The organism is Dermatophilus congolensis (assembly GCF_900447215.1).
Lineage (GTDB): Bacteria > Actinomycetota > Actinomycetes > Actinomycetales > Dermatophilaceae > Dermatophilus > Dermatophilus congolensis_A.
Genome location: NZ_UFYA01000001.1, coordinates 1,084,100 through 1,104,383, shown reverse-complemented (window position 1 = coordinate 1,104,383; position 20,284 = coordinate 1,084,100). Strand labels below are relative to the sequence as shown.

Below are 20,284 nucleotides of genomic sequence, written 5' to 3'. Positions count from 1 at the left end.
CTGAACAAGCGAATTGAGCACACGCCCCGAATAACTCACCCAGCATCACCGCCTAAACACCTCATCAGGAAAAACGCGCCCGCGGATGCGCCCCCGCATACACCTCCTGCAACCGCGCCATCGACACCTTCGTGTAAATCTGCGTCGTCGTCACACTCGAATGCCCAAGCAACTCCTGAACCACACGCAAATCAGCACCCCCATCAAGCAAATGCGTCGCAAACGAATGCCGCAACGTATGCGGGCCAATCCCCTCAGGCAACCCCGCCCGCTGCGCAGCACCCGTAATCACCCCCCACGCTAACTGCCGAGAAAGACGCTTGCCCCGACTATTAAGAAACAAAGCCGCACCAGGACCACGACCCCCACGCGCCCCCGCCCCCACCAGCACAGGACGACCACGCCTCACATACGCCTCCAACGCCTCAACCGCATACCGTCCCAACGGAACTATCCGCTCCTTATCGCCCTTACCCCGAAGCCGAACAGACCCCTCCTCAAAATCCACCCCATCCACATCCAACCCAGTTGCCTCAGATACACGCGCCCCAGTGCCATACAAAAACTCCAACAAAGCACGGTCACGCAACCCCAACGCAACATCCGCCACCGAACCATCACCCAAAACCTCAACAGCCTGCAATAACCGCGCCACCTCATCCACCGACAACGCCTTCGGCAACCGCGCCGGCGGCGCAGGAGGCTGCACCACCGCCGCCGGATCATCCACACACCACCCCTCAGCCGCCCCATACGCATGCAAACCACGCACCGCCGCAAGAATCCGCCCCGTCGAAGCCAGTGAAAACACCCGCCCCAACTCGCCCTGCCGCAACGCAGACACAAAATCAACCACATCCGCGGTGCGAACATCCCGCAGCAACTGCACCCCACGCCCACCCAAAAACTCCACGTACTTACCCAAATCCCGCCGATACGCAGTCAACGTATTCGACGCCAACCCCCGTTCAACCCGCAAATGATCCAGCCACACCCGCACCGACCGCTCTACCGACGGCACACGCCCGGGGAGGAGGACATACCCATCCCCCTCCCCAGAACGCTCAACAGGCCCCGTTTGCAGGTCAGGCCCCCTCAACCACGGCCGCAACCCGGGCAGACACAATCGGACGCACATCCTGCGCCGACGGAGACCACGACTGCGCCTGCGCTTGCACCTGTTCCCCACTGCGAATGTCCTTCACCGAATCCGGCGCAACTACGCCATCTTCGCCCTCCGCACCCAAGAACCACACAAACGGAATCCCTCGACGATCCGCGTATTTGATCTGCTTACCGAACTTCGCGGCCTTCGGCGCAACCTCACACGCGATCCCCCGCGACCGCAACGCCGCCGCAACACCCATCGCCCGCGAACGATCCTCATCCTGATTCAGCGCAATCAACACACACGTCGCCGTCGGACGCGAAACCACCACATCGCCATCAGCAAGTAGCTTCGCAACCAACCGCGAAACACCAATCGAAATACCCACACCCGGATACGCAGTCCGACCATCAGAAACCAACGAGTCGTACCGGCCACCAGAACAAATCGACCCATACGACTCATGCCCAATCAACTGCGTTTCATACACAGTACCCGTGTAGTAATCCAAGCCCCGCGCAATACGCAGATCCGCAGCCACCACACCCGGAGCTTGCTGCGCAGCAACCTCCACCACCGCAGCCAACTCCGCAAGCCCACTATCCAAAGTCGGATGCTCCACACCCAACTCACGCACCCGATCCACAAACGACAAATCCGTCGAACTGATCTGAGCCAACGCCAAACACTTATCCGCCTGCTCCGCAGACAGCCCAGCCTCCACCAGCATCGCCACCATCGCCTCAGGCCCCACCTTATCGATCTTGTCGACAATCCGAAGCACCGTCACCACCTGCTCAGCAGCAATCCCCAACCCCAAATAAAAACCCTCAGGAATCTTCCGGTTATTGACCTGAACCCGGAACGGCCCCATCGGCAACTTACTAAACGCATCAACAATCACCAGAGGCATCTCCGCCTCATAGTGGAACGGCAGCTCCCCTGCCCCCACCACATCAATATCCGCCTGCACAAACTCACGGAACCGGCCATCCTGCGGCCGCTCACCCCGCCACACCTTCTGAATCTGATACCGACGGAACGGGAACTGCAACTTGCCCGCATTCTCCAACACATACCGCGAAAACGGAACCGTCAAATCAAAATGCAAACCCAACCGGCGAGATGGATCCACCTCATCGGCATCACCAGGATCAGCACTTAACCGCGAAACACCATAAATCTCTTTATCTGCATCACCACCCTTACCAAGCAGCCGTGACACCGGCTCCACCGCACGCGTCTCAATATTCGCGAAACCATGCAACTGAAACGTCTCAGCGATCACAGACAACACATGCTGCTCAACCAAACGGTCAGCAGGAAGAAACTCTGGAAAGCCGCTAATCGGCGTCACCTTCATACTCATGAGTGCAGTCCTTGCAGGTAGGGGTTAGTCAATCTCTCATGCCCGATCGTCGTCGCTGGACCATGACCAGGCAACACAAGCCCAGAATCAGACTGCGCCAACACAACCTCACGCAGCGTCCGCTGCATCAGCTGGCCATCACCACCAGGCAAATCAGTGCGGCCAATACTCCCAGCAAACAACACATCACCACTAAAAATTGTGTGATCCACCTCAACATCAGCCGCCACCCCCTGCGGCACCCCAGAAAAACGAAACAATACCGACCCCTCTGTATGCCCCGGAGCATGCACAACCTCAAACTCCAACCCAGCCAACGACACCACCTGCCCACCGTCGACCTCAACCACATCCTGTGGCTGCACCCACTGCACCCCAAACCCCAACTGCTGCTCCACCATCGACAACAAATCCGCACTCAACGCTAACGCCGGATCCGCCAACCGGTACCGATCCGCCCCATGAATCCGCACCGGCATCCCCACCTGCTGCGACAACACCGGCAACGAATACGTGTGATCCAAATGCCCATGCGTGGCTAACAACCCCACCGGACGCAACCGATACCGATCCACAACCTCACGCAACTGACCCTCAACCCCAAAACCAGGGTCAATAACGAGACACTCCTCACCCTTATCCGGCGCAACAACAAAACAATTAGTACCAAAAGCCTGCGCAGAAAAACCCACAACAAACACCCCATCACCCTAGCCCCCTCCAGCCAATACGCAGCAGCCCGCCCCACCCATCCCCCGTGACACACCCCCCATAACCCCCACTGGGCCCCAACCAGATGACCGCTCCACAGCAAACCGTGCGTATCGTGGTAGGCGACGTTTCCATCGAACCGGCATCAAGCCGGTGTCTACGAAGAATGAGGCCATCGCCGTGTCCGACATCGACAAGAGCGCTCCCGCTACCGAGCAGTCCGAGAACACCACAGCGGAAACAGCTGTCTCGGAAAACACCAACGAGGCAGCGCAAACCCCCACCCCCTCGCCTGAAGCGCCGAAGGAAACCGCACCCGAAGAAGTGGCAACCCCCGCCACCGCGGCCACCTCCCCAGCACTCCAGCCCGGGATCGAGGGCATGCCGACCACACTATCCACCGGCGATGCCGCCTCCTTTGGCCGCGTCGACGAAGACGGCACCGTCTACGTCCGCACCCCCGAAGGCGAACGCCCCGTGGGCTCCTACCCCGGCGCCACCGCAGAAGAAGCAATCGCCTACTTCGCCCGCAAATTCGACGAAGTCGCAGCAGTAGCAGACCTGCTCTACCAGCGAGTCACCCAAACCGACCTCGCCGCCAAAGAAGCCCAAGAAGGCCTCAACCACCTTCGCCAAGCCGTCAAAGACCTGCACGCCGTCGGTGACCTCGTCGCCCTCGACAACCGCATCGAAACCATCGCAACCGCGATCGAAGCGCGCAAAACCGTCGAAAACGAACAACGAGCCATCGCCCGCGCCGAAGCCATCGCCCGCCGCGAAGAAATCGTCACCGAGGCCGAAAAGATCGCCGCCCAGCCCGAAAACAAAATCCAGTGGAAGCAGTCCAGCGCCCGCATGCGCGAACTGCTCGACGAATGGAAAACAGCGCAGCGGCAAGGCACCCGCATTGACCGTGAAACCGAACAAGGTCTCTGGCAGCGCCTATCCTCCTCACGCAACTCTTTCGACAAGATGCGCCGCGTCCACTTCGCCCAGCTAGGGCAAGAACAAGCCGCAGCCAAAGCACGCAAAGAAGAGCTCGTCACCGAAGCTGAAAAGCTCAAAGACAGCACAGACTGGGGAGCCACTGCAGGTGCCTACAAACGCCTCATGGACCGCTGGCGCCAAGCCGGCCGGGCTTCCCGCTCCGATGACGACGCCCTGTGGAAGCGCTTCAAAGCAGCCCAGGACGCATTCTTCGACGCCAAAGACGCCGTCAGCGCCGCCGAAGAAGAACAGTTCAAAGCCAACCTCGTGGTCAAAGAACAACTCCTCGAAGAAGCCAACAAGCTTCTGCCGGTCAAAAATGTCGAGAAAGCCAAAGCTGCACTACGCCTCCTGCAAGACAAATGGGACGCCGCAGGCAAAGTTCCACGCGCCGACATCGACCGCATGGAAAAAGGCATGCGCCGCGTAGAACAAGCCATCCGCGAAGCCGGAGACAAGAAATGGGCATCCAGTAACCCCGAGGTCGCCGCCCGCGCAGCCAGCCTCGCAGCCCAGGCAGAAGAACAACTCGCGAAATACCGCAAGGCCCTTGCCCGCGCAGAGGAAAGCGGCGACGCTGCCAAAATCGCCAAGGCACGCGAAGCCCTCGAAGCACGCGAACAATGGCTGAAACAAGCACAAGCCGGACTCGCTGAATTCGGACGCTGATCAACTGAAACAACCACATATATGTAAGTAGTGCGGGTTATCTCCAGTGGAGATAACCCGCACTACTTACAACACAGCCGAATCACCGCCGCTGACCGAGCCCCCTAGCCTGGGACCCCAACGCTCGACGCACGTCATACACCCCATCAATCCGACGCAAATTACGCACTATATGGTCCAGATGGCTCGCATCTCCCATCTCGAACGTGAACTTCATATACGCCATGTGATCGTTCTTCGTTGACCGCGCACTGGACTCCACAATGCCGATACGTTGATCCGTGATCACACTCGTGATCTCCGCTAACAACCCCTGCCGATCAATCGCCTCAATCTCAATCTGCGCCCGGAACACACTCGCCGAACTCGGAGCCCACTGCACCTGACGAATCCGCTCCGGCTGCGCCAACAAAGAATCAGCATTCGGACAATCCCGGCGATGCACCGAAATCCCCTTACCCCGCGTCACAAACCCGATGATGTCGTCACCAGGAACCGGGCTACAACAACGCGCCAGCTTCGTCCACACATCCGAGACACCAACAACAGTGACACCCGAATCCGTGCCCCCCGCATCAGCAGGACCAGTGTTACGCGCCCCCGGAATCGTTGCCTCAGCAAGATCCTCCGAAGCGCCTTCCTCACCGCCAAGCGAGCGAACAATACGATCCACCACCGACTCGGCAGAGATATTCCTCTCCCCCACCGAGGCATACAAACCACTGATGTCCTTTTGCCCCAACCCCGTAGCAATAGACTCCAGCATCTGCGCCGTCATCAACCGCTGCAACGGAAGATGACGCTTACGCATCACCTTCGTGATCTCATCCTTGCCGCGCTCAATCGACTCCTCACGACGCTCCTTGGTGAACCACGCACGAATCTTGTTCCGTGCCCGAGGCGACTTAACAAAATCAATCCAGTCTCGCGAAGGGCCATGCCCGTCAACCTTGCTCGTCAAAACCTCAACGACATCACCGTTCTCCAAACGGCTCTCCAACGGCACCAAACGACCATTAACCCGAGCCCCAATCGTGTGATGCCCCACCTCGGTATGCACCGCATACGCAAAATCCACAGGAGTGGCCCCCGTCGGAAGACCAATCACCTCACCCCGAGGCGTAAACACGTACACCTCACGGCTATTGATCTCAAACCGCAACGAATCCAAAAACTCGCCAGGATCACGCGTCTCCTTCTGCCAATCCAGAACCTGACGCAACCAATCCAAATCCGTATGACCGTTCTCCACCGGCTGAGCCATATTGCTCGGCACCCCACCGGACTTCTCCTTGTACTTCCAATGCGCCGCGACCCCATACTCAGCCCGCTGGTGCATCTGATGCGTACGAATCTGGATCTCCACAGGCTTTCCCTGCGGCCCCACCACAGTCGTATGCAACGACTGATACAGATTGAACTTCGGCATCGCAATGTAATCCTTAAAACGCCCCGGCATCGGCGTCCACCGCGCATGCACCGCACCCACAGCCGCATAACAATCACGAATCGTGTCCACCAACACCCGCACAGCCACCAAGTCGTAGATCTCATCAAAATCACGACCCCGCACAATCATCTTCTGATACACGGAGTAGTAGTGCTTCGGACGCCCCGTCACCGTGGCATCCATCCCCGCCTTCTTCAGATCAGAGCCCACCTGCTCCTTCACCTTCGCCAGATATTCCTCCCGTGCAGGTGCCCGCTCCCCTACCATCCGAACAATCTCGTCATACACCTTCGGATACAGCGTCGCGAAAGAAAGATCTTCCAACTCCCACTTAATCGTGTTCATCCCAAGGCGATGAGCCAAAGGCGCATAAATCTCCAAAGTCTCTTTCGCCTTAGGCTGCGCCTTCTGGGCAGGGACGTACTTCCACGTACGCGCGTTATGCAACCGGTCAGCCAGCTTGATCACCAACACCCGGATGTCTTTCGACATCGCGATGACCATTTTTCGTACCGTCTCAGCCTTCGCAGCATCGCCGTACGTGACCTTGTCCAGCTTCGTCACGCCGTCAACAAGCATCGCGATCTCTTCCCCGAAATCGCTTCGAGCTTCCTCAAGGCTGTAATCAGTGTCCTCAACCGTGTCATGAAGCAAAGCAGCCGCGATCGTGGTCGACGTCATCCCTAACTCAGCAAGAATGCTCGCCACCGCAATCGGATGTGTGATGTACGGATCCCCGTTCTTACGGAACTGCCCACTGTGAACCCGCTCAGCCACCTCATAAGCGCGCTCAATCAACGCAATATCATCCTTCGGGTGCGCCTGACGCACCGCACGAACCAACGGCTCAATCGCTGGAGTCACAGAACCACGCGGCGTGCTCCACCACGCCAAACGTGCCCGCATCCACCCACCCGCGGACGAGGAGGACACAACCGAATGAGTTTCAGGCGGCGTCTGCTGCGTTCGGGCCGGAGTGTCGTTCATGAAGAAATAATAGTGCCCCTAACTGACCGTCGCCTTTTTTCACTACCGCACACCGTGTTCGCTCTGCGCCCCTCACACCACGAGAAGGCTGTGAACCTGCTCATCAACTAGCCGCTGCCGCCCCCCAAGCGCGGCGATCTCTACCACTGTGTCGAAAGCAACAACACTGGCACCCGTACGCCGAACCAACGAACACGCAGCAAACGCAGTACCACCCGTAGCCAACACATCATCCATCACCAACACCCGGTCTCCACGGGAAAAGGCATCCTGATGAACTTCCAACGTTGCCGAACCATACTCAAGCGAATACTCCGCACTGAACGTAGCCCGCGGAAGCTTGCCCGCCTTACGGATCGGAACAAAACCCACACCCATCGCTACAGCACAGGCAGCGCCCAACATGAAGCCACGCGCCTCCACCCCCGCAACCGCATCCACTTCACCCGAAAAACGCGCAACGACATCATCCACCACAGCGCGCATTACCTCAGGGTCAGCTAACACAGGGGTGAAGTCCTTAAAAAGAACACCCGGAGAAGGGAAATCCTCCACATCAACCAGACGGGAAGAAACAAGGTGAGCCAAATCAGTGCGTTGCGACACGAACGTGAGCCTAAACCATCAACCCCACCCCCACCCCCACCCCCATCACTTGCTCAACAACTCCGTGAGGTGGCGTGAGGGGCACACCAAACGGTGTGCCCCTCACGCCACCTCACCTACTCACATCAGCGAGACTTGCGACCAAACCTCTTTTTCTTTTTACCCTTCGAGTCTTCCTGCAACATCGACGGGTGAATCAGACGGCCAGTCATCGTTTGCGGACCAACTTCCTGATCTGAAGCCAAAGGCACCGGACGCTCAAACGCACCCGTACGCGCCGGAACCGGCTCAGGAGCTGAGGCATCCCCAGCTGACTGATCCGCCATCACAGACTGCTCGATATAGCCGCGAGCATCCACGCGCACACCCTGCTGCTCAAGCTGCTCACGCCGCTTGCGAGCACGCACCGACAACTCACGCATAGCAGGCTCTTTCTCACGCCAATGCGCCAACAACGGCGTCGCAATACAGATGGAGCTGTATACACCCACGCTGACACCGACAAACAGCGACAACGACAAGTCCAGCAACGTTCCCGGACCGATCACCGTAAAGCCCATCACCAACACCGCAAGAATCGGCAGCAAAGCCACGATCGTGGTGTTAATCGAACGGATGAGCGTCTGGTTTACCGCCAAGTTTGCGGCCTCTGAATACGTCTGACGCCCCGTCTTTGCCACCTCCGCAGTGTTCTCACGAACTTTGTCGAACACAACTACCGTGTCATAAATCGAATATCCGAGAACAGTGAGGAACCCGATAGTCGAAGCTGGCGTGATCTCAAAACCGGCCAAGGCATAAATACCGACCGTCACGATCATGTCGTGCGCCAAAGCAATCAGCGCAGCCAACGACATCTTCCACGTACGGAAGTACAAAGCCAGCACCAACGAAACAATGACGAGGAAGACTACTAGGGCCTGAATTGCCTGTTTTGAAACTGACTCACCCCACGAAGGACCCACAACCGAAGAGTTCACATTCTCGACGGGAACGCCGAAGGTCTTCGCAAGCGCGGCACTGACCTGCCGAACTGAGTCATCTTTCATCCGCTCCGTTTGGATACGGACCGTGTTCCCACTGATCACCGTGGAAGAAGCAACATCGACGCCAGAGGCACCCTTAACTGCAGCCTGAGCTTTCGTGTCGTAGCTCTGCGTGTCGGCAACACCAGAAACCCGGAAGTCCGACCCTCCAGTGAACTCGATACCGGGATTAAGGCCACGAAGTCCCACACCCAACGCCACGATCACCATCAAAACCGCTGAGATGGAAAGCCAAAGCTTCAGTTTCCCCACAAACGGGATTGAACGTTGACCCGTGTACAGGTCATTTCCGAAGTCGGTGAGCTTACTCATGCGTGGCTACCTCCGGTCGGGCGGGCAGCGCCCGCGGTCGGACCCGGCACGAATCGTCCAGCACCCTTATATCCAGCACCCGTGCCAAGAGTTTTCGGGTCGAAGCCGGACAACTTGTGACCAGAAGAGAAGAACTTCGTACGAGCCAGCAATGTCAGTAGCGGATGTGTAAAGAGGAACGTCACGAAAAGATCCAGCAGTGTCGTCACGATCAGCATGAACGCGAATCCACGCACGTTCGCCGCTGCGAGCAAGTACAAAACAACAGCCGCGATGAGGTTCACGCTGTCCGAGATGAGGATCGTGCGCCGTGCCCGAATCCACCCAGACTCAACCGCTGCTGCCAAGCGTTTACCTTCTCGAGCCTCATCACGAACACGTTCGAAATACACAATGAACGAGTCGGCAGTAGTACCAATCGCAACAATCGCACCCGTCACCCCAGCCATTGTGAGGCGCAGGTTGTACCCCCAACCAAGCAAGGTCAAGATGATGTAGGTCAAGGCCGCCACGAGCAGCACAGAAGAGACCACAACCAAACCGGTGACGCGGTACTGCCACAGGAAGTACACGAAAACGAGAATCAGACCGAGCAGACCGGCAAGCAGACCGTTGCGCAGCTGGTCGCCACCCACGGTCGGAGAGACGTTATCGGTGCTTTGCACCTCAAAAGACATCGGAAGCGCACCAAATTTCAACTGGTCTGCAAGCAGCTTGGCCTGATCAGCAGTGAAATTACCGGAAATCGAAGCCTGACCACCGGTGATAGCAGAAGAGAAATACGGTGCCGAGATAACCCGGTTGTCAAGGACAGCTGCCAACTGGTTGCGCGGCTGCCCCAGCTTGACCATGTATCCAGAAATCGTCGCGTACGCCTGGACGTAGTCATCGTGCGTCTTCAGCTGGACTTCGTAACCACCGGTGGGCTGGCCCGTCTGCGGGTTCGTGGCCATACCTGAAGAAGCATCAGCAATGTTGTTACCGTCCATCACTGTCGGGCCCAGAACATACAAGCTCTGACCATCGCTAGCGCAAGCAACGGTGGCCTTGTTCGGGTCAGGACGCTTAGTCACGTCTTGTTTCTGGCAGTTGATCTGCTTCAGCTCACCTTGGAGCTCGGGGGTAAGCCACCCCTCTGAGGTAGCTGCCTCGATCAGCTTGGTTGGGTCCTTACGCACATCTGCAGTGATCGTAGGAGGCGCCGCCGGTGCCGTCGGCTTAGCGGCGGGAGCACCAGTGGGCTTACCCGTCGGAGCTGCAGTAGGAGATGCACTACCCGTAGGAGCAGGTGTCGTAGGCGCCGGTGTAGTCGGCTTCGGTGCTGGAGCAGGAGCCGCAGCTGCCTTGGGGCGACCAGCGGGAGTGGACGCCGAGGGAGTCGCAGCAGCTGATGGTGACCCCGATGGGGCGGGAGTCGTACCAGGCTTGGCTGCCGGTGGACTGCTCGCAGAACCGCTGGGAGCGGGGCTCTGTGTCGGCGAGGGGGTAGCACCCGGTGGCTGGACAGGAATCATGCCCAGTACTGGACGGAACGCCATCTGCGAACTGGCACGCAGGCCATCTTCCTGTTGCTTAGCCATCCGGCCCGGAACAGAGACAACAACGTTGTTTCCGAGCGTAGAGACTTCAGCTTCAGCCACACCTTGCCCGTCAACACGGGCACGGATGATGTCAACAGCCTGATCAAGCTGCTGTTGATCGACGGTCTGCCCGTTTTGTGTTTGCGGCTGCAGAATCATCTGCGTACCGCCTTCAAGGTCCAGGCCCAGTTTGGGGGCCCACTGCCCACCCCACATCGTGGCGGACAAAGCAAGCAGTACCACCAAACCAAGCGATATGAAAGTACATATCACCAGGTCAGAGGTAGCGCGTTTGTGTGCTGGTCGGGTGTTGGGGCGGCGCGCTCCGCTTTCTACCCCGACGTTTGATCCCTCACTCGCCACGACGCCCCCTGCTCACCGAGTTGCTGCGATCACTCGAGTGATCGAGCGAGTCGCGCGTCCACGGCGCCGGGCGGGCCCGACGGTTCCGGATCCTATGCATGAATCGTCCTCGTTGTTCTGGTGGAGTTATGCGTTCGCTGGCCAGCCGTACGAGCCGGTCAGGCTGAGACGAGCATCGACGCCGACCAAGCGAATCAGCGGATACGCCTCCACGGATGGCACGCACCGAGCGGTGCACACTGTCGTGCGGTGCTGCACCGTACACATGGACGGACTCACCACACCTGCACTTCTACGGAGTCACGATGACCGTTCCCCCGGGGTCGCGCCACGGTCGTGGAGTGTCCGGTTGCGCACGGTGAGAGCGCCTTTGCGCCCTCCGAGTCTAGGTGACGCGTCGATGTGTCCAAGCGCGCGACTCGTGGGGGTGTGTGTCAGTCTCCTATAGCCGTCCTGTACCTGAGCCGCCTTGATCATTCTCGACGGTTGAATCCGATCCTGAGTTCCGTTGCGCACCGGGCATAGACAGGGCCGGATTGTCAGGAACAGGGATTCCTAAATGCTCAAAGGCCGCTGAAGCAGCAATCCGGCCACGCGCTGTACGCAGCATGAGCCCCTCACGTACCAGGAATGGTTCTGCAACGGTCTCAACAGTGTCTGGTTCTTCCCCCACCGCGACAGCTAATGTCGCGACCCCAACAGGTCCACCTCCAAAACGACGACACAACGCATCCAGCACGGCACGGTCAAGACGATCCAACCCGCGACTGTCAACGTCAAACAACTCCAGCGCCGCACAAGCAGCATCAGCATCGAGCACACCACTTCCATGCACCTGAGCCCAGTCACGCACCCGCCGCAAAAGCCGATTAGCGATCCGAGGGGTGCCACGTGAGCGGTCAGCTATCTGAGCAAGACCTTCATCAGTGGCCTCGACATCAAGAAGATTCGCTGATCTGCGAACAATGGCAAGGAGCTCACCACTGTCATAAAAATCAAGATGCCCAGTAAACCCGAAACGATCACGCAAAGGAGCGGGCAGCAAACCAGCCCGCGTGGTAGCCCCCACCACAGTGAAAGGCGCCAGCTCCAACGGGATTGCCGTAGCGCCTGGACCTTTGCCCACGATGATGTCGACACGGAAGTCCTCCATCGCTAGATAGAGCATCTCCTCAGCGGGGCGGGCCATACGGTGAATTTCGTCGAGGAAAAGCACTTCCCCTTCGGTCAGCGACGACAGGATGGAAGCCAAGTCCCCAGCATGCTGGATAGCTGGCCCGCTCGTAATACGAATAGGAGCCCCAAGCTCAGAGGCCACAATCATGGCTAGCGTGGTTTTACCCAGTCCCGGCGGCCCAGATAAAAGAATGTGGTCCGGGCTGGAAGCACGACGCTTAGCAGCTTCAAGAACAAGGCCAAGCTGGTCACGGACGCGACGCTGACCAGGGAACTCAGCAAGCCGTTTCGGGCGTAGTGCAGCTTCGATCTGACGTTCGTCACCGGATTCATCAACGTGCGCGCTAGGGTCAACGATGCGTGGTGATGCGTCATACGAGCCGTCGTCCCACGTGTCGGCTGAGTGCTCTCCCAAAGGGCTCATCGGCTGAGCTCCTGCAGCGCAGCTTTCAATGCGACACCCACGGGAGCATCAGCATCCACGGTTTTCGCTACCCGTCCTAGGGCTGCCTCGGCTTGTTTGGCAGACCACCCCAGACTCATGAGAGCTTCAGTTACTGAATCATTCCAGACCGGTTCATCACTGCTACTGGCAGCGAGCTCTTCATGGTGGGGGTTTTCGTCAAGGCCGAGTGCCGTCATCTTTTCGCGCAGCTCCAAAATGATCCGTTCCGCGCTTTTCTTACCGATGCCAGGAACTTTCACCAAAGCAGCGACTTCTCCTGCAGAGATCGCTGTCGCCAGCCGGGCAGGCGTGAACACCGCGAGCATGGCCAACGCCATCCTGGGGCCCACTCCACTGACGCTTTGCGCAACCTCGAAAATTTCTTTCTCCTGCGCATCAGCGAATCCGTACAAAGTCCACGCATCTTCACGAACCACCAGGCTCGTGGCCAGCTCTGCCTGTTCTCCAACTCGCAGTGAGGCCGCGGTGGCAGGAGTGAGACGCACCTGTAGCCCCACACCCCCAACCACAATCACAGCCTGATCTAGCCCTGCACTGATGACCGTGCCGCTGATCGAGGCGATCATGCTTCTCCTAAACCATGCTGATTTGCGTTGGGCACCTCACGCCACCGGAGAACGCAAGGCACATATTCGGACATGTGTTCGCCTGCAACGCTACCGCATTCCATCGAAGGTAAAACGTTGCCTCTCAGCGCCCTTGCGCCCGCTTTGTTGCCTGCTCGATACGTGCTGCCGCTCCCCCACGCCACACGTGACACACCGCTAGCGCTAAGGCATCTGCCGCATCAGCGGGTTTAGGAGGAGCATTCAGAGCCAAAATCCGGGTGATCATAGTTGTCACCTGCGCTTTATCGGCCCGCCCATTGCCTGTAACCGCAGCTTTAACCTCACTGGGTGTATGAAGCGCTAACGGCACTTCCCGTCGGGCTGCAGCCAACATAGGGATTGCGCTAGCTTGCGCAGTGCCCATGATCGTACTCACGTCATTGCGGGCGAAAACCCGCTCCACGGCAATTGATTCAGGCTGGTATTGATCGAGCCACTCATCGAGTTGACCGGCCAAAGAATTGAGCCGTTCGTGAATTGGATCGCCAGTGGGGGTTCGGATTACACCTACCGCAACCATGCGCAGTTGTCTTCCAGGAGCACCGTCGACTACGCCTACACCACATCGGGTCAATCCTGGATCTACTCCCAGAACTCGCACCGCTGCTCCTCTTCGTTTGTTCTTTATATGTGTGAGAGCGCCAGGAGGTCTTATTGAGTCACCTGGCGCTCTCACACATTCACGCGTGTGCGCAGAAAGTGTGCTCAGTCTTCGTCTTCGAGCTGGGCGGCCACCTCAGGTGAGATGTCGCCGTTAACGAAGACGTTCTGCACGTCGTCGCTGTCTTCGAGGGCGTCAACGACACGCAACATTTTGCGTGCACCTTCGAGATCGAGCGGAACCTGCAGGTTCGGGACGAATTCTGCTTCAGCAGAGTCGTAGTCCACACCAGCCTCTTGCAGGGCTGTGCGGACGGCAACGAAGTCACTAGCTTCGGAAATGATGCGGAAGCTATCACCGAAGTCTTCGACCTCGTCAGCACCAGCTTCGAGGACGACTTCCAGCAGGGAGTCTTCGGTTGCTTCGCCGTCTTTTTGCGCCTTGGGGACGATGACGACGCCTTTGCGTTCGAAGTTGTAGGCGACCGAACCGGGGTCAGCTAGGGAGCCACCGTTGCGGGTCAGGGCCACGCGCACTTCGGTGGCGGCGCGGTTGCGGTTATCAGTCAGGCACTCGATCAGGACTGCGACACCGCCGGGAGCGTAGCCCTCGTACATGATGGTCTGCCAGTCGGCGCCGCCTGCTTCTGCACCGGATCCGCGTTTGACGGCGCGGTCGATGTTGTCGTTGGGGACCGAGCTCTTCTTGGCCTTCTGGATGGCGTCGAACAGTGTCGGGTTACCGGCTGGGTCACCGCCGCCAGTACGTGCCGCGACCTCAATGTTTTTGATCAGCTTGGCGAACAGCTTGCCGCGCTTGGCATCGATGGCCGCTTTCTTGTGTTTGGTAGTCGCCCACTTGGAGTGACCGCTCATACGTTGTCTCCTCGAAAATCGGAACGGAGTGCCCGCGGATTTGTCGGTATCGATCGCATCCAGATCCGAACCATCGTACCCATCTGTCGTGTAGTGGCCTGCGCCTTCAGAGTGGGGTGGGCTGTTTAGCTTGCTCGAACGAGGTTGACGAAGTGCTGGTGCATGCGGTGGTCGCCGGTTATCTCGGGGTGGAATGCGGAGGCTAAGAGGTTTCCTTGGGCGACGACTACGGGGCGGGGCGTGCTGTGACCGGTGGGTGTTTCGGTGGTGACTGAAGCGAGTATTTCAACCTCAGGGCCGGTGGTTTCTACCCATGGAGCCCGGATGAAGACGGCGCGCATGGGGGTGTCGGTAGTGGTGATGCCAGCTACGGGTAGGTCTGTTTCGAAGGAGGCGATTTGGCGTCCGAATGCGTTGCGTCGCACGACGATGTCGAGGCCTCCGAGGGTTTGTTGGCTTTTTTCGCCGTCGAGGATTGAGTTGGCTAGCAGGATCATTCCGGCGCAGGAGCCGTAGGCGGGCATGCCATTGCGAAGTCGTTCTTTGAGAGGGTCTTGGAGGTCAAAGGTTCGTAGGAGCCGGTCGATCACAGTGGATTCGCCCCCGGGTAGGACGATGCCGTGCACGGTGTGGAGCTCTTCGGGGCGGCGAATGGGCACTGCGGTGGCGCCGCAGGCGGTGATGGCGGTGGCGTGTTCATGCACGTCGCCTTGGAGCGCAAGAATTCCGATGGTGGGCGATGTCACGTCATAAAAGGCTACGTTGTGCGGTGCGGTGGGTTAGGCAAATAGCAGCGGCGGGCAGATGTGCTTGTGGGCTTCTGTCCGCCGCTGTGTTTCTTGGGGTTTATTCAAAGGTGAGTTCGGTGGCTTTTTGGAATTCGGGGTGACGTTCTTTGTTGCGTTTGACTAGCGGCCATAGGAACCACACGGTGGCTGTGAATAGGGCTGCTGCGCCGAGCACCTTCCAGTTGAAGAACTCGTTTGAGGTGTCGATGAGCATGATAACGATGATGCCCACCAGACAGATGATGCCGAACCAGCCGGTGTAGGGGGCTCCGGGCATGGGGAATGAGGTGGGTTCGACTAGGCCTTTGTTGATGCGTTTCCGTAGGGCCATTTGGCAGGCGAAGATAGTCACCCATGTCCATACGATGCCGACTGCGGCGGTTTCGACGGCGATGTCGAATGCTTCTCCGGGCATGAACACGTTGAGGATGACTCCCAGGAAGTACACGAATGCGGTGAGGAGAATGCCGCCTGCGGGTACGCCGGTTTTGTTGAGTTTGGCTGTGAAGCGGGGGGCTTCGCCGGATGCTGCCAGGGAGCGCAGGATGCGGCCGGTGGAGTAGAGGCCGGAGTTACATGAGGAGAGCGCTGCGGTGATGACGATGACGTTCATGAGGTCACCGATCCAGGGAAGCATGGATCCGAAAGCGGTGACGAAGGGGCTTTCGCCAGCTTTGTAGGTGGTGTAGGGCAGCAGGCAGGACAGCAGGAACACGCTGCCGACATAGAACAGGGCGATCCGGTAGATGACAGCGCGGACTGCTTTGGGGATGACATGTTCGGCGTCGTGGGTTTCCCCGGCTGCGGTGCCGACGAGTTCGATGGTGGCGTAGGCAAAGACGACGCCTTGCATGAGCATGACGAAGGCGAGGGTGTTGCCGTTGGGGAAGAATCCATCGGGTGAGTTCAGGTTATGTAGTCCGGCGGGGTTGCTATTGAACTTGAAACCGATGATGACCATGACGGTGCCGACGATGAGGAAGGCCGATAGGGCGAGCACTTTGAGTAGGGCGGCCCAGAATTCGAGCTCTCCGAAGGCTTTTGCACTGGAGAGATTGATAGCTAGTACGAGGGCTAGGGCTACGAGTGCGCTGATCCATTGAGGGGTGTCGGGTAGCCATTTGCTGATGTACACGGCAATGGCGGTGATTTCGGCGACGCCTGTAGTCATCCAGTTGAGCATGTACATCCAGCCGGCCATGTAGGCGGCGCGGTCTCCGAAGAATTCACGTGCGTAGGAGACAAAGGATCCGGAGCTGCGACGGTGCATGACGAGTTCGCCTAGGGCACGCATAAGGAAGAAAGCGATGACGCCGCAGAAGGCGTAGGAGAGGATAAGTGAAGGCCCTGCGATGGCCAGGCGGCGTCCTGCACCGAGGAAGAGGCCGACTCCGATGGCGCCGCCGAGGGCGATCATCTGGACCTGACGGTTGGTGAGCGATTTGTGGTAGCCGGTGTCGCCTGCGTCTTCGAGGTGGAGGGAGGCGTTTTCGGCTGGCTGTGCAGGGGGCGAGCTCGTTGATGAGCTTCGTTGCTCACCAGGTTGTGATGATGTCATGCCCTAACAGTGAGGCCGTGGGGTGGCCTGCAGGAACTTGTGGTGTCGGCAAGCGCCTAGGCGGCTGTGGTGGCTGTTGTCTGCACATGGCCAACTAGCTGGGAATTTGTGAATATCGCACTGAAATTAGTCTGAAAAAGATTCTTTGCGGTTCTGGTGTGTCTTGCGAGGCAGTGGTGTAGAGATTTGTGGTTACTTCCCTATGTGTTTGTGGGCAGCGGTGCGAGAACGTGTTTTATGTCGCACCGCTGCCCACGGCTGTGTTTGTTTATGTGTATTTCAGTGGCAGGCGCAGTTCAGAGGTCACCAGCCGCGCTCAGCGAGGCGGTGGGGTACGGGGATGTCGTCGACGTTGATTCCGACCATTGCTTCGCCCAGGCCTCGGGAGACTTTGGCGATGGTGTCGGGGTCGTCGTAGAAGGTGGTGGCTTTGACGATGGCTTCAGCACGTTGGGCGGGGTTTCCGGACTTGAAGATGCCTGAGCCAACGAAGACGCCTTCGGCGCCCAGCTGCATCATCATGGCGGCGTCGGCGGGGGTGGCGATACCGCCAGCGGTGAAGAGTACGACGGGGAGTTTGCCGTTGGTTGCTACTTCTTTGACTAGGTCGTAGGGGGCTTGGAGTTCTTTTGCGGCTACGTAGAGTTCGTCTTCGGGGAGCGAGGTGAGCCAACGGATTTGATCGCGCATTTTGCGCATGTGCGTGGTGGCGTTGGAGACATCGCCGGTACCGGCTTCTCCTTTGGAACGGATCATCGCTGCGCCTTCGGTGATGCGGCGTAGGGCTTCGCCGAGGTTGGTGGCGCCGCAAACAAAGGGGACGGTGAAGGCCCATTTGTCGATGTGGTTGCTGTAGTCGGCGGGGGTGAGTACTTCGGATTCGTCGATGTAGTCCACGCCCAGAGATTGCAGTACCTGTGCTTCGACGAAGTGGCCGATGCGTGCTTTGGCCATGACGGGGATGGAGACGGCGTTGATGATGCCGTCGATCATGTCGGGGTCGCTCATGCGTGAGACGCCGCCTTGGGCGCGGATGTCGGCAGGGACGCGTTCGAGGGCCATGACTGCGACGGCGCCTGCGTCTTCAGCGATTTTGGCCTGTTCTGGGGTGACGACGTCCATGATCACGCCACCTTTGAGCATTTCGGCCATGCCGCGTTTGACGCGGGTGGTGCCTACAGCGGACTGGGCGGATGACTGTTCGGTCATGGGTGCTCCCTTGCGTTCCTAATGAATGATGCCTGGGTAGACGATACGCGCAGCACCGTTGTGGCTGGTCTGGATGGGTGTGGGTTAGGTGGGTGACGCGGTGAGGTCGTCATCGAATTCGATGGGACGGGGCGTGGTGGCGTGTCCAGCGAGGTGGGCGATGCGTACCAGGGGTGTGTGCCGCAGGCGGCGGACGTCGCTGACGGTGTTGTTGTAGAACTGGCGGGCTAGCTGGACACGGCGGTGTGTGGCGATGGTGTGGGCGATTGGGTCAGATTCGGGTGAGTTGCTGTTCGTGGGGGTGGAGGTGGGCAGGGTTTCGCGGAGTGCGACGGTGAGGGCTGTTTCGGTGAGTTCGCGTAGGGCCAGTTTTCCTTCAGCCCAGTCGAGGGTAAGGAGGCTGTAGTCGCTATGAATGGATTCGGCGCTGGCGGAGGCGAGTATGAGTGAGCTGGCGGGGTCTAGGAGGCCGGAGTTTGCCAGGGCGGTAGCTGCTTCTGCGCGGCGGATGAGGTAGGCGTCGAGGGCGGCAAGGGCTCCTTCGGCGCGGGTATGGAGGCGGTGTAGTCGCGCTGCTGTGTAGGAAAGGTGCCAAGCGAATAGGGCGAGGATGAGCAGGGTAGTGAGGATCCAGGTGGTGTTCATGGGGTAAGGGTCGCTTTGAGGGTGGCCCAGAGGGCTGTTGCGGTGTTGGTCAGGGGTGTGGCGCGGGTTCCTTCGAGGACTGTTTCGTAAACGGCGAGGATGTCGTCGCTGACGTGGCGCCAATCGTAGGTGGCGGCGCGGGCAAGGCCTGCTAGGTGCAGCTTTTCGCGTAGTTTGGGGTTGTGGAGGAGGTTGGTGAGGGCTTGGGCGAGGGCGTGTGAGTTTCCTGTGGGGAAGGTGATTCCGGCGTCGCCAAGAACGTGGGTGAAGGGGGTGAGGTTGGAGGCGATGACTGGTGCCCCGGCGCTCATGGCTTCTACTAGGACGATGCCAAAGCTTTCGCCTCCGGTGTGGGGGGCAATGTAGGCGTCGACGGAGCGTAGGAGTGCGGCTTTGTCTGTTTCGGGGATTGCTCCCAGGAAGTGAGCGGCGTGGCGGGCTGAGGTGGGGATGAGGTTGCGGGCGGTGGGGATGTCTCCGTGGCCGGCGATGAGTAGGCGTAGGCCTGGGTGGTGTTTGAGTAGGTGTGGGAGGGCATCGGCCAGGACGGGCAGACCTTTGCGGGGTTCGTCGATACGGCCTAGGAAGGCGATGGTGGGGTGGTTGGGGGTTCCGGTCCAGGTGGGGTTGGGGGTGGCGGTAGCGAAGGTGTGCGTATCGACGCCGTTGGGGATGATGACGCTATCGATGCCCATGTGGTTGAGGGCGGTTTGTCGGGCGGCTTGGGAGACGGCTATGCGGCCGTGGATTTTTTCTAGGGATGAGCGGACTAGCGGGGATACCGCTTGGATAGCGAGGGAGCGTTCGAGGTTGGTGTGGAAGGTCGCCACGATGGGGGTTCGTGCGGCGCGTAGGGCGAGGATGGATGTGCTAGGTACGAGAGGTTCGTGGATGTGGAGGATGTCGAAGCGGCCGTTTTCTAGCCAGGTGGTGACACGGTTGGCTACGGCTGGGCCGAAGGCTAGGCGCGCGATGGAGCCGTTGTAGGGGATGGCGCGTGAGCTTCCGGCGCTGGTGAAGTTGCGGGTATGGGGGGTGGTTTCGGCTGCCGGGGCGAGTACGGCGACGTGGTGTCCTCGGGTGTGGAGTTGGTGGGCGAGGTCGCGGGTGTGGTTTTGCACGCCGCCTGCGACATCGAAGCTGTAGGGGCAGACGATTCCGATGCGCATC

The 20,284-nt window shown here is 59.1% G+C and carries 17 protein-coding genes; 1 reads left to right on the top strand and 16 read right to left on the bottom strand.

The window, feature by feature from the left end; genetic code table 11:
- Nucleotides 1-64: 64 nt before the first annotated feature.
- The 3 genes from DXZ77_RS04700 to DXZ77_RS04690 are packed head-to-tail and all read right to left on the bottom strand — an operon-like array spanning nt 65 to nt 3,178.
- Complete coding sequence (locus tag DXZ77_RS04700; protein WP_371667141.1) at nt 65-1,099, bottom strand: site-specific tyrosine recombinase XerD; 1,035 nt, start codon at nt 1,097-1,099, stop codon at nt 65-67.
- Nucleotides 1,086-2,477 carry a histidine--tRNA ligase gene (gene hisS, locus DXZ77_RS04695; protein ID WP_115030332.1) on the bottom strand — a complete coding sequence of 464 codons (1,392 nt, stop codon included), beginning with the start codon at nt 2,475-2,477 and terminating at the stop codon, nt 1,086-1,088. Before hisS ends, DXZ77_RS04700 begins: the two co-directional genes overlap by 14 nt.
- The gene (locus tag DXZ77_RS04690) at nt 2,474-3,178 is read right to left on the bottom strand and encodes an MBL fold metallo-hydrolase (protein WP_115030330.1); all 705 of its coding nucleotides are present in this window, start codon (nt 3,176-3,178) and stop codon (nt 2,474-2,476) included. Before DXZ77_RS04690 ends, hisS begins: the two co-directional genes overlap by 4 nt.
- A 163-nt stretch (nt 3,179-3,341) precedes the next feature.
- Here DXZ77_RS04690 and DXZ77_RS04685 point away from each other — a divergent pair, with 163 nt between their 5' ends.
- Entirely contained in the window at nt 3,342-4,844 is a 1,503-nt protein-coding gene (locus tag DXZ77_RS04685) for a DUF349 domain-containing protein (RefSeq protein ID WP_258553134.1), read from the top strand.
- Between the two features lie 82 nt (nt 4,845-4,926).
- Here the strand turns inward: DXZ77_RS04685 and DXZ77_RS04680 are convergent, their stop codons facing one another.
- The 13 genes from DXZ77_RS04680 to DXZ77_RS04620 form a co-directional block, all read right to left on the bottom strand.
- Complete coding sequence (locus tag DXZ77_RS04680) at nt 4,927-7,200, bottom strand: RelA/SpoT family protein (protein WP_115030328.1); 2,274 nt, start codon at nt 7,198-7,200, stop codon at nt 4,927-4,929.
- Between the two features lie 153 nt (nt 7,201-7,353).
- On the bottom strand, nt 7,354-7,887 hold the full coding sequence (locus DXZ77_RS04675) for an adenine phosphoribosyltransferase (RefSeq protein ID WP_115030326.1): 534 nt from the start codon (nt 7,885-7,887) through the stop codon (nt 7,354-7,356).
- A gap of 125 nt (nt 7,888-8,012) precedes the next feature.
- A complete protein-coding gene (gene secF / locus DXZ77_RS04670) occupies nt 8,013-9,245 on the bottom strand; it encodes a protein translocase subunit SecF (RefSeq protein ID WP_115030324.1) in 1,233 nt (410 codons plus the stop codon).
- Nucleotides 9,242-11,188: a protein translocase subunit SecD gene (gene secD, locus DXZ77_RS04665; RefSeq protein WP_258553132.1), complete on the bottom strand. Its 1,947-nt coding sequence runs from the start codon at nt 11,186-11,188 to the stop codon at nt 9,242-9,244. Before secD ends, secF begins: the two co-directional genes overlap by 4 nt.
- Nucleotides 11,189-11,630: 442 nt before the next feature.
- On the bottom strand, nt 11,631-12,788 hold the full coding sequence (gene ruvB, locus DXZ77_RS04660) for a Holliday junction branch migration DNA helicase RuvB (RefSeq protein ID WP_115030322.1): 1,158 nt from the start codon (nt 12,786-12,788) through the stop codon (nt 11,631-11,633).
- Nucleotides 12,785-13,396 carry a Holliday junction branch migration protein RuvA gene (gene ruvA, locus DXZ77_RS04655; protein WP_115030320.1) on the bottom strand — a complete coding sequence of 204 codons (612 nt, stop codon included), beginning with the start codon at nt 13,394-13,396 and terminating at the stop codon, nt 12,785-12,787. Before ruvA ends, ruvB begins: the two co-directional genes overlap by 4 nt.
- A 124-nt stretch (nt 13,397-13,520) precedes the next feature.
- A complete protein-coding gene (ruvC, locus tag DXZ77_RS04650) occupies nt 13,521-14,039 on the bottom strand; it encodes a crossover junction endodeoxyribonuclease RuvC (protein ID WP_115030319.1) in 519 nt (172 codons plus the stop codon).
- A 104-nt stretch (nt 14,040-14,143) separates the two neighbouring features.
- Complete coding sequence (locus DXZ77_RS04645) at nt 14,144-14,914, bottom strand: YebC/PmpR family DNA-binding transcriptional regulator (protein WP_028326216.1); 771 nt, start codon at nt 14,912-14,914, stop codon at nt 14,144-14,146.
- 125 nt (nt 14,915-15,039) lie between these two features.
- A complete protein-coding gene (gene pdxT / locus DXZ77_RS04640) occupies nt 15,040-15,660 on the bottom strand; it encodes a pyridoxal 5'-phosphate synthase glutaminase subunit PdxT (protein ID WP_115030317.1) in 621 nt (206 codons plus the stop codon).
- A 100-nt stretch (nt 15,661-15,760) separates the two neighbouring features.
- The gene (locus DXZ77_RS04635) at nt 15,761-17,260 is read right to left on the bottom strand and encodes an amino acid permease (protein ID WP_115030315.1); all 1,500 of its coding nucleotides are present in this window, start codon (nt 17,258-17,260) and stop codon (nt 15,761-15,763) included.
- 303 nt (nt 17,261-17,563) lie between these two features.
- Nucleotides 17,564-18,469: a pyridoxal 5'-phosphate synthase lyase subunit PdxS gene (gene pdxS / locus DXZ77_RS04630; RefSeq protein ID WP_115030313.1), complete on the bottom strand. Its 906-nt coding sequence runs from the start codon at nt 18,467-18,469 to the stop codon at nt 17,564-17,566.
- An 84-nt stretch (nt 18,470-18,553) separates the two neighbouring features.
- Nucleotides 18,554-19,114: a hypothetical protein gene (locus DXZ77_RS04625; protein WP_115030311.1), complete on the bottom strand. Its 561-nt coding sequence runs from the start codon at nt 19,112-19,114 to the stop codon at nt 18,554-18,556.
- On the bottom strand, nt 19,111-20,283 hold the full coding sequence (locus DXZ77_RS04620) for a glycosyltransferase family 4 protein (protein ID WP_115030309.1): 1,173 nt from the start codon (nt 20,281-20,283) through the stop codon (nt 19,111-19,113). Before DXZ77_RS04620 ends, DXZ77_RS04625 begins: the two co-directional genes overlap by 4 nt.
- Between the last annotated feature and the right edge of the window lies 1 nt (nt 20,284).